Raw genomic sequence first — 3499 nt, 5'->3', positions numbered from 1 at the left:
TCCCAACCCCCACCCTCACCCCCGGTCCAGCGGCACGGCCTCCGGCGTGTGCAGGCGCACCATGAACCGGCCGGCGTGGGCGGGGGCGGTGTCGCGAGTGGCCAGGCTGACCGCCACCATCGTGGTGACGGCGGCGGGGACGCTCCAGGCGGCCGGCTGCCCGAGGAGTACGGCGACCCAGCCGGTCGTCCCGGTGCTGCCGAGCGTCCACAGCACCCCGAGGCCGGAGGCCAGGCCCCCGACCACCAGGCCGGCGATCGCCCCGCGCGGGGTCAGCCCGCGCCACCAGATGCCGAGCACGAGCAGCGGGCAGAACGTGGAGGCCGACACCGCGAAGGCGAGCCCGACGGCGCGGGCCACCCCCACGCCAGGAGCGGCGAGGGCGAGCGCGCACGGCACCGCCACCGCGATCACCGCGCCCAGCCGGAAGGCGGTCACGCCGTCGAGCCGGCGGTCGCCGAAGCGCCGGCCGGTGACGTCCTGGCCGAGCACGCCGGCCACCGCGATGGCCAGCCCGGAGGAGGTGGAGAGGAACGCCGCGAAGGCGCCACCGGTGACCAGCCCGGTGAGGAGGTCGCCCCCGAGGCCGGGCACCATCAGCCGCGGCAGCTCCAGCACCAGCGCGTCGGAGCGGCCGGAGGCGGCGATGTCGGGGGCGTAGACGCGGCCCAGGGCGCCGTACACGGGCGGGAGCAGGTAGAAGACGCCGAGCAGCACCAGCACCGCGAGCGTGGTGCGGCGGGCGGCCCGGCCGTCGGGGTTGGTGTAGAAGCGCACGACCACGTGCGGCAGCCCCATGGTGCCCAGGAAGGTGGCGATGATCAGCGAGTAGGTGACGTAGAGACCCTCGGCGCCGCCGTCGCCGAGCGGCAGCGACCAGACGTCCGGCCCGCCCGGCGCTCCGTCGTGCCGCGGCCGCGGTGCGCCGTCGCCGAGCCAGATCGTCAGCAGCACGAACGCCGGGACGAGGAGCGCGGTGAGCTTGAGCCAGTACTGGAAGGCCTGCACGAAGGTGATGCTGCGCATGCCGCCCGAGGTCACGTTCGCGACGACGACGAGCCCGACGATCACCGGGCCGAGCCAGGTCGGGGCGCCGGTCGCGGCGCTCAGGGTGAGGCCCGCGCCCTGGAACTGCGGCATCAGGTAGAGCCACCCGATCGCCACCACGAGCAGGGAGCAGGTCGCCCGCACGGCCGTCGAGCCGAGCCGCGCCTCGGCGAAGTCGGGCAGCGTGTAGGCGCCCGAGCGGCGCAGCGGTGCGGCGACGAGCACGAGCAGCACCAGGTAGCCGGCGGTCCAGCCGACGGGGTACCACAGCATGTCGGCGCCGAAGACCAGCACGAGGCCGGCGACGCCGAGGAAGGACGCCGCGGAGAGGTACTCACCGCCGATCGCCGAGGCGTTGAGCCCGGGCCGCACGGTGCGCGAGGCGACCAGGAAGTCGCTGGTCGTGCGGGAGAACCGCAGGCCCCACGTGCCGATCGCCAGGGTCGCGATCGTGACGACGGTGACCGCGATGATGCCCGGCAGCGCGTTCACCTCTCGACCTCCTCCACCAGGGCGGCGAAGTCGCGCTCGTTGGCCTCCGCGGCGCGCACGTAGCGCCACCCGAGCACCACGAGCCACGGGTAGACGAGGAAGCCGATGAGCAGCCACGACAGCGGGACGCCCCCCAGGCGCACGGCGGCCAGGTCGGGGAAGACGTGGAAGGCCAGCGGGAGGATGCCCACCGTGGCGGTGAGCAGCACCAGGATCCGCACCGCCAGCCAGCCCTGCTCGCGCAGCAGCGACCCCATGTAGATCGCGCCCACCGGCGTGCCGGCGTCGATCTCGCCGGTGCCGGCGCGCCGCGGCGTCGTCGGGCGTCGCGGTGGTCCGGTGACGCGGACCCGCTCTGGCGGCGTGTCGCTCACGGCGTACGCCGGGTGAGGAGCTCGCGGAGCTCACGGGTGTGCCGGCGGCTGACGACGAGCTCGCGCGCGCCGGCCCCCTCGCCGACCACGACGCTGGCGCGGCCCTGCTCCATGCGCAGCTCGCGCACGTGCGCGAGAGCGACGAGCAGCGAGCGGTGGATGCGCACGAAGCCCGCCGGACCCCACTCGCGCTCCAGGGTGGTCAACGGGGTGCGGACCAGGTGCGAGCCCTCGGCGGTGTGCAGGCGTGCGTAGTCGCCCTGCGCCTCGACGTGGGTGATGTCGGCGCGCTCGAGGAACCGGGTCACCCCGCCGCGCTCGACCGGGATGGAGGTCTCGTCGGTGCTCCTCGGCGCCCGTCCACCGCCGACGACGCGGCGCACGGCCTCCGCGAGCCGCTCCTCGCGCACCGGCTTGAGGACGTAGTCGACGGCGCCGAGCTCGAAGGCGTCGACCGCGTGCCCGTCGTGGGCGGTGACGAAGACGACGGGCAGCGGTTCACGGAAGCGGGAGAGCACCTGGGCGAGGTCGAGGCCGTTGAGCCCTGGCATGGAGATGTCGAGGAAGACGGCGTCGACCTGGGTCTCGCGCAGCACGCGCAGCGCCTCGGTGGCGGAGTCGCAGGTCAGCACGCCGCCGATGCGGGCGTCGCGCCGGAGCAGGAACGACAGCTCGTCGAGCGCGGGCCTCTCGTCGTCGATGACCAGCACGCGCAGCGGGGTCGCGGTGCGGCTCACGCGTGCACCCCCGGGGCGAACTTGGGCACCCGCACGATCACCTTCGTGCCGGCGCCGGGGGCGGTCTCGACCACCAGGCCGTAGTCGTCGCCGAAGGCGTTGCGCAGCCTCGCGTCGACGTTGCCGAGGCCGACCGAGTCGAGCGCGGCGTCGCCGGCCAGCGCGCGGCGTACCTTGTCGGGCTCCTCGCCGACCCCGTTGTCCTCCACCTCGATGAGGCACTCCTGGCCGATGTCGCGGGCCACGATGTTCAGGCGGCCGACCTCGTGCGACCCCTCGAGGCCGTGGCGGACGGCGTTCTCGACCAGCGGCTGCACGCACAGGAACGGCACGGCCACCGGCAGCACCTCGGGGGCGACGCGCAGCGTCACCTGCAGCCGCTCGCCGAAGCGGGCCTGCTCGAGCATCAGGTAGCGCTCGATCGACCGGAGCTCCTCGGCGAGCGTCGTGTAGTCGCCGTGCGAGCGGAAGGAGTAGCGCGTGAAGTCGGCGAACTCCAGCAGCAGCTCGCGCGCCCGGTCGGGGTCGGTGCGCACGAAGCTGGCGATGGCGCCGAGGGAGTTGTAGATGAAGTGCGGGCTGATCTGGGCGCGCAGCGCCCGCACCTCCGCCTCCATCAGCCGGGTGCGGGAGGCGTCGAGCTCGGCGAGCTCCAGCTGCCCCGAGACCCACACCGCCACCTCGTGGGTGGCGCGCAGCAGGCTGCCGGTGGGGTACGGCGCCAGCGCGATCAGGGTGCCCACCACCCGGTCCTCGACGGTGAGCTGGGTCGCCACCGCGTGCCGCACCAGGCACCCCGGCAGCGCACAGCCGAGGTCGGCCACCCGGGCGGTGTCCTGGTCCAGCGCC

General features: G+C 74.5%; 4 protein-coding genes. All 4 read right to left on the bottom strand.

The genetic code is table 11. From position 1 onward, the window contains the following. Window positions 1-15: 15 nt before the first annotated feature. Window positions 16-1539, bottom strand: coding sequence for a cation acetate symporter (locus tag QZX64_RS16405; protein ID WP_295661998.1), 1524 nt, complete (start codon window positions 1537-1539; stop codon window positions 16-18). After that, window positions 1536-1913, bottom strand: a complete 378-nt coding sequence (locus tag QZX64_RS16400; protein WP_295661996.1) for a hypothetical protein — start codon at window positions 1911-1913, stop codon at window positions 1536-1538. The genes QZX64_RS16405 and QZX64_RS16400 overlap by 4 nt, the downstream gene beginning before the upstream one ends. After that, entirely contained in the window at window positions 1910-2650 is a 741-nt protein-coding gene (locus QZX64_RS16395) for a LytTR family DNA-binding domain-containing protein (RefSeq protein ID WP_295661994.1), read from the bottom strand. Before QZX64_RS16395 ends, QZX64_RS16400 begins: the two co-directional genes overlap by 4 nt. Continuing rightward, window positions 2647-3499 (bottom strand): sensor histidine kinase (locus QZX64_RS16390; RefSeq protein WP_295661992.1); only part of this gene is annotated, 853 nt, incomplete at its 5' end. The genes QZX64_RS16395 and QZX64_RS16390, both read right to left, overlap by 4 nt.

The sequence above is a fragment of the uncultured Nocardioides sp. genome (assembly GCF_902805925.1).
GTDB lineage: Bacteria > Actinomycetota > Actinomycetes > Propionibacteriales > Nocardioidaceae > Nocardioides.
The sequence above is the reverse complement of the archived record's forward strand: the minus strand, read 5'-3'. Positions and strand labels throughout refer to the sequence as shown.